Below are 6,058 nucleotides of genomic sequence, written 5' to 3'. Positions count from 1 at the left end.
CATACTGCGTCACGCTCATTCACCGTATCGCTGTGGATACGCTTCACTCGCGTTCCTGGTCTGGCATGGTTCGACAGGCTCACCACATGCCTTTTCGCTCGTTTATGCTGACCCAAAGCTTATTTAAGGATAAACTCTAAACACATAACCAATGAACGCTTACATCTTCACCCCAAACGACCCGCCCAAGCCTACTTTCCACCTCTTCCAGTCAAGGCGCTTCTCTCCTTCCAGCGGTCGGTTGATCCACAGCGGGAACAAGGCCCGCACCGGGCCCAGGGAAACGGTTACCCCGACGTCGGCATACAGGTACTTGGCCTTCATCTCCTGCCAGCTGTCCTTAACCGAGCCCACATCCCCGAACACCGAAACAAAGCCCGGCCAGACCGGAACCGAGAGATTGGCGCCCAAAGTCGCGTTACCGTGTAGGTGCCGGCCGTAGGAACCCGGCAGGTTGGCCCCGCCGTCGATGTGATAATGCTCCTGGGCCGAGAACCCGCCCTGGTAGGAGATGATCAGGTCGTCCAGCCCCTGGGACTTGAAGGCTCCAGAAAGGAAGAACTGTTCCTGCTTTGGGGCCTGGCCCTGGATGCTTCCGGCAAACAGCCGCAGGCTGGGCCGCAGCCATTTGTGGAAATAGAAACGGTTCTGGTATTCCAACTCGGCCCGCAAGAAGTTCCGGATGTCCCAGGCCGGCTCGGCCAGGTATCCCAGGGTGGCGGCCAGGCGAAAGTCGGAACTTATAAAAGGATTGCTGGTCGCATAACCCCTTTCTCCGGTCAGCATGAAGATCTTGGCCGGGATGATGTCCCGGGCATCCCAGAATCTGTAACCGTAATCCACCATCTGGTTGTATTCCAGTTTCAGGTTAAAGCGTTCGGTAGGTCCCTGCATCAGATACCGGCCCCAGTTGCGCTTCACTCCCACACTTGCCCAACGCAGGTCAAAGGCCTTGCCGCCGGAAGCATAGATCCGGGGCGGGCGGAGCAGGTCTGTTATGGGCGTCTGGTAACCGGCCGAATAACTGAACTGTTTTGACTTAAAACCGTAATAGGGCGAGAAGGTCCACTGATGTTTTCCGATCATGGGGTCGCCATCAGCCAGGTAGGCGCCGTGCGATATCACCCCCAGCCGGAACCCGTTGACCGCATCGTAACAGGGCAGGGGAAAGGCGAATATCCGATAGGCCCCGAAATCCGGAAGCCTGGGAAAAACGCTGTAACTGACCTTCCTGGGCCAGCGGTTGTTCCAGCGGTTTATTTCCAGTATCGTCTGGTTCGGGTCCAGCGCCGCCCATTGCAACTTACCGTCCATCTGTAGGTAGAAATTAGTGTCGGAACGCTGGGCGCTCCAGTCCAGATAATAGGATCTATTTACCCCGTCCCAGGCTTCGAATTTAACCGGCACCCTAAAGTCTCCCCGGCGGGACAGCTTGAAAAGATAGGTAAATTCCTGCTCCCCGATTCGGGCCGCCTGGGTTATGGAATAGTCAACCGGAGAGGCGTTGCCCAGCCAGGCCCGCAGGGGCTGGCTGACGTTCTTGCCTGAAACCGAATCCATCACCGCCAGAAAGTTTTCGGCGCTCACATGTTTGAACCGGAACTTCCGGCAATAAGCCTGCATGGCCGCATCAAAGGCGCTGTCTCCCAAAAAGCCTTTCAGCCACCAGATCATCAGGGCCGGCTTCTTGTAAGCGGTGACGGCGTACTGAGCCTGCTCGTCAACCAAACAAGCCTTGGTGGTGATAGGCTGTTCCATCTTGTTGGCGGCATACAGATAACAGAGGAAATATCCGACATAACGGTCGGAGAACTCCGGCATCAACTTTTGCAGGAACTTTTTTGCCCACATATTCCCTTTGGGGCCGTACTTTTCCTCAAAATACCGTTCCTCGGAAAAACTGTTTATCCCTTCGTCCAGCCAAGGCTCGTCCATCTCGTTGTTACCCAGGATGCCGTAGAACCACTGGTGGCCTATCTCGTGCATCACCACATTCTCCAGGGACCGGGTGATCTTATCTTCGCCCGAGGAGATGATCACCAGATTGGGGTATTCCATGCCCCCGCCGGCCGCCATATCTCCGTCGCAGACGGTCAGGGTGGAGTAGGGGTATTCCCCGTACCACCTGCCGTAGTAGTCCAGGGCGTCCTTGGAGTACTGCATCACGTTGGCCCACTTTTTCCGATCCTTGGGCAGGCAGAGCACCTTGATGTCCACGCCCTTGTATGTTTCGGTGGTCTCCTGATAGGCGGGGTCGGCGCACCAGGCAAAATCGTGCACATCATCGGCGTAGAAGAAACGGTAGGAACCTGAGTCCGAAGACAGGTCCAAAGAGTCATAGGGGTTCACCAGCTCAATGCCGGTGGCCCCGATCTTCATGTTCCGGGGAAGGGTCAGCCCCACATCAAAACTGCCATAGTCGCCGTAGAACTCGCCGTTGTAGTGATATCCGTCGGGATGCCAGCCCAGGCTGTCGTATACCACGATCTTGGGGTACCATTGCGAGATTTCGTAATGGGCGCCGGCGTGTCCCAACCGGGAGAATATTTTTGGGATCTTGACCCTATAGTCCATGAAGAAATCCAGGGACTCGCCCGGGGCCAGCGGACGGTTCAAGGGGACCTTGATCTCAGTAAGATCAGGGCCGTATTCGTAGCCCAGGGCTTGCCCATCGGCGGACAGTTGGTTTAGTTCGATGTAGCCTTTGTCCTTTGGTCCGCTGCGCCAGAATTTGTAATTGCCGGCTTCCTTCGCTTCCCGGGCAAAATCAGTGTTGCGGTCCCGGTAAGCGTTGGGATACAGGTGGAACCAGACGAATTTAAGCGTGTCCGGCGAATTATTGAAGTAGCGCAGATTCTGGCTGGCGTACAAATAATGATCCGCAGTATCGAGCCGGGCCTCTATCTGGTAGGCTACCCGCTGCTGCCAAGCCCAAAGGTTCAAAGGCCAAAGGCAGAGGGCCAGCAGGACCAGGGACAATGATCTTTTCATAAGAACCTCCGATTTTAAGAGGGGGGTTTATCTTGGGGTATCTTTTTACCCAGGTACGACAAAACTTCTTCCCGGTGCTTTCCAAACTGCAGATACAGGCCCCGGAAATTTTCCAGCCAGGTTTTTTGAAGGAAGGGCGAGACCAGCACCCCGGTGCGGTCGGGATAATAGCTTTTAATCTGTTCCCAGGTCCGGGACTGGACCACTCCGCCCCGTTTCTGAGCGATGCCTTTTTCGTCGAAACGGTAACTGGTCTTCAAAAAGAAAGGCAGCTCGGAAGAGATGATCAGCAGAAAGGCCAGGCCCACCCAGAACCAGGACTGCATCCAAAGGTAGACCAACAGGCAGGTTATAACCGGCGCCAAGACTGCGACCACGGCCCGCTTGGGCGATTCGGCGAAGGGATGCACCGACCATTCAAGTATCTCAGGCGGTGAAATTTGTTCCGGGCTCATTTTTCTCTTTTTAGCTGACAGCGGTAGTCCTGTTTAAGGGTTTCAAAATATGTCAGGGCTTCGGGGCTTTGGTAATCGGGATAGGCTCATTCCAGCGGCTTAAAGCCGTCGCCCTGGTAGATCAGGGTGGTTTCGGCAAAGACGCCCCGGTCCAGGTGGATGCGGTGGGAGAAATCCTTGCAGGAGGCCAGCCCCAGCCGCGATTCGTTCAGGTACCCGGGATCGATGTTCACAATCCGGCCTTGGGATTCGACTTCCCGGCTGTATTGGTCCTCCAGCTCGTTGGCCAAAAGCTTGAACTCGGCCAGCCGATCCGGGCTTTGCAGTCGGTGCAGGCTCCACCAGGTGCGGTAGAGGTTTGGCCCATCTCTTTTTGGTAATAGTCGGTGAAACCGTCGAATTCCAGCGCCGGGCTTTTGCGATCGATGAAATCGAACCTGTTTTGCAGCACCCGTTCCAGGTCCCAAAGGCTGACCTGGCCGTTATAGATCAAGCCCAGGAAGTACTTTACCGGCTGGGGTTGATGAGGGAAGGACATAGGCTAAAAAATGCAAAGTGAAAAATTATAATTGCAAAGAGCCAATGAAAGGGACAGGTCGTTAAGCTCTTTGGTATATCTTTGATTGTCAGTCATTTAATGAACTACCCCGCAGCAAGCTGCGAGGTATCTATCGTGTAGATACCATCTGTATGAAAACCTGCGGTTTTCATACTTTCCCTTTGGGGTAACCCCGAAGCGAGCTTCGAGGAATTCTTTCGATTAAAATAGACCCCTTCTTTCCCCGAAGATCGATCCCAGCACTCCCCGGATTATGGTGCGGCCGGCCTGGCTGGCTGCGGCCCGGGCCGCGCTTTTTACCATGGCCTCGGCCACGCTCTGGCGCTGCCGTGGGGCGGCCGTTCGGGCTGTTGTCTTGGGAACATTAACCGGTGCGGCCTGGGCCGATTGTTCCGGCCTTAGCCTTGAGCAGCTCGTAGGCCGATTCCCGGTCCACCATCTTTTCGTAATGGCCGAAAAGCGCCGAGGACTTAATAAGCTTTTCCCGTTGTCCGTCATCTATAGGGCCGAGCTGGCTGGCGGGGGGGACGATGTAGGTTTTCTGTGTAATGGACGGGCTGCCTTTCTCGTCCAGCAGCGAAACCAGCGCCTGGCCTACCTCCAGCTGGGTAATGGCCGATTCGATGTCCAGTTGCGGGTTGGACCTGAAGGTCTGGGCCGCGGCCTTAACCGCCTTCTGGTCGTTAGCGCTGAAAGCCCGCAGGGCGTGTTGAATCCTGTCTCCCAGCTGGCCCAGGATCTTGTCCGGAATGTCGGTGGGGTTCTGGGTGACGAAGTATATGCCCACCCCCTTGGAGCGGATCAGCCGGACCACCTGCTCGATCTTTTCCACCAGGGCTTGGGGGGCATCGTCGAACAACAGGTGGGCCTCGTCAAAGAAAAAGACCAGCTTGGGCTTTTCGGCGTCGCCCATTTCCGGCAGTTGCTCGAACAGCTCGGACAACAGCCACAATAAAAATGTGGCATACATCTTGGGCGACTGCATCAGCCGGTCGGCGGCTAAAATATTTACCACGCCCTGGCCCTTTTCATCGGTCTGGATCAGGTCGTCAAGGTTCAGGGCCGGCTCGCCGAACAACTGATCTGCGCCCTGTTCCTCCAGCGCCAATAGCGAGCGCTGGGTGGTGCCGATGCTGGCGGCCGAGATCTTGCCGTATTCGGTGGTGAACTCGGAGGCATGGTCCCCGGCATACTGCAACATGGAGCGCAGGTCTTTCAGGTCTAAAAGCAGCAGGCCGTCGGCGGCGGCGATCTTGAAGACCAGCGAAAGCACCCCGCTCTGCACTTCGTTCAGATTCAACAGCCGGAATAACAGCAGGGGCCCCATTTCCGAGATGGTGGTCCGGGCCGGATGCCCCTTTTGGCCGAAGACATCCCAAAAAACCGCTGGGCAGGCCGCATAACTGAAACTTTTGAATCCTAAGGTCTTTACCCGCTCCGCTATTTTGGGATTCTGTCCCCCGGCCTGGCTTAAGCCGGCCAAGTCTCCCTTGACGTCAGCCAGGAAGACCGGGACGCCGATCCCGCTGAAGCCCTGGGCTATGGCTTGCAGGGTGACTGTTTTGCCGGTCCCGGTGGCTCCGGCCACCAGCCCGTGGCGGTTGGCCATCTGGGGAATAAGGTGAAGCTCCTTCTCGCCTTTGGCGATCAATATTGGTCTGGCGGACATATAATGTTGACTCCGTTTATAAATAGTGAAATTTATTTCAGGTTATTGCCGTCCCGCCACAGCCTGTATTTATGCAGATCCTTGTGCATCAAGGCCAATTCCAGTCCCACCACGGCGGCATCGTCTATGGCCCCGACGAAGGGGATGGCATCGGGCACGATGTCCAGGGGATTGACGATGTAAACCAGGACCACGGCTATTCCGAACAGCGTCCACCCGGGCGTAACCGGATAACGCTTTTTGAAGAAGTCCCGGAGCATGGAAGCCAAAGCGCCGAAGTCATCAAACAGCTCGCGGAAAAATCCGGGTTTTTTGATGTCATTTGCCATGGTCTTTGATGAAACCAGTTATTGATCTGTTGTAACTGGCTTCCCCGTTCTTGGT

General features: G+C 55.8%; 7 protein-coding genes. All 7 read right to left on the bottom strand.

Annotation, left to right across the window (positions count from 1 at the left end; translation table 11 throughout):
- Positions 1-159: 159 nt before the first annotated feature.
- Complete coding sequence (locus HY768_10165) at positions 160-2,991, bottom strand: M1 family metallopeptidase (GenBank protein MBI4727560.1); 2,832 nt, start codon at positions 2,989-2,991, stop codon at positions 160-162.
- 14 nt (positions 2,992-3,005) lie between these two features.
- Positions 3,006-3,446: a hypothetical protein gene (locus HY768_10160; protein ID MBI4727559.1), complete on the bottom strand. Its 441-nt coding sequence runs from the start codon at positions 3,444-3,446 to the stop codon at positions 3,006-3,008.
- A gap of 86 nt (positions 3,447-3,532) precedes the next feature.
- Positions 3,533-3,736, bottom strand: a complete 204-nt coding sequence (locus HY768_10155) for a DUF4416 family protein (GenBank protein MBI4727558.1) — start codon at positions 3,734-3,736, stop codon at positions 3,533-3,535.
- Positions 3,676-3,984: a DUF4416 family protein gene (locus HY768_10150; GenBank protein MBI4727557.1), complete on the bottom strand. Its 309-nt coding sequence runs from the start codon at positions 3,982-3,984 to the stop codon at positions 3,676-3,678. The genes HY768_10155 and HY768_10150 overlap by 61 nt, the downstream gene beginning before the upstream one ends.
- Before the next feature lie 222 nt (positions 3,985-4,206).
- Entirely contained in the window at positions 4,207-4,320 is a 114-nt protein-coding gene (locus HY768_10145; protein ID MBI4727556.1) for a DUF853 family protein, read from the bottom strand.
- Between the two features lie 49 nt (positions 4,321-4,369).
- The gene (locus tag HY768_10140; GenBank protein MBI4727555.1) at positions 4,370-5,674 is read right to left on the bottom strand and encodes a DUF853 family protein; all 1,305 of its coding nucleotides are present in this window, start codon (positions 5,672-5,674) and stop codon (positions 4,370-4,372) included.
- Between the two features lie 32 nt (positions 5,675-5,706).
- Positions 5,707-6,003, bottom strand: coding sequence for a DUF1232 domain-containing protein (locus HY768_10135; GenBank protein MBI4727554.1), 297 nt, complete (start codon positions 6,001-6,003; stop codon positions 5,707-5,709).
- Positions 6,004-6,058: the final 55 nt, after the last annotated feature.

The sequence above is a fragment of the candidate division TA06 bacterium genome, assembly GCA_016208585.1.
Classification (GTDB): Bacteria; Edwardsbacteria; AC1; order AC1; family EtOH8; genus UBA5202.
This window is presented reverse-complemented; position numbering and strand designations above follow the sequence as displayed.